The organism is Anaerotignum faecicola, assembly GCA_024460105.1.
Classification (GTDB): domain Bacteria; phylum Bacillota; class Clostridia; order Lachnospirales; family Anaerotignaceae; genus JANFXS01.
Map to the genome: position 1 here is coordinate 1 of JANFXS010000498.1, position 401 is coordinate 401.

At 37.4% G+C, this 401-nt stretch carries 1 protein-coding gene; it reads left to right on the forward strand.

All coding sequences use genetic code 11. The features are described 5' to 3' along the window. Positions 1 to 90: 90 nt before the first annotated feature. Positions 91 to 401: hypothetical protein (locus tag NE664_15075; protein MCQ4727955.1), on the forward strand; the 311-nt coding region annotated here is incomplete at its 3' end.

Below are 401 nucleotides of genomic sequence, written 5' to 3' on the forward strand. Positions count from 1 at the left end.
TTTTTGAAGATCAAGCACAGCAGCATATTCAAAGCTGAGAACAGACAGAGGGTCTGTTTTTTTTATTACTTATTATAAGGAGGAATATATATGATTCGTTTGTATGTGGCAAGTGAAAAGTTGGTAAAAGAGGAAAAAGACATCTGTGTCAGATTGGTGCTTCCGGTAGAAGAAAAAGAAATCTGGATTGCCCTTGAGAAAACAGAAATGGAATCATTGGATGACTGCGAGATTTCAGATGTAGAGTGTGATGTGGAAGAAGCGCAGGAGTTTTTGTGTTCTTTGGAAATCAGCAGAGTCAATATTTTTGAACTGAAAGTTTTTGCCGGTCTTCTTTCCGCATTGCCAGAAGATGAATTGATGCTTTATCGAGAGAAATTAAAAGATAAGCAGGCCAAAAG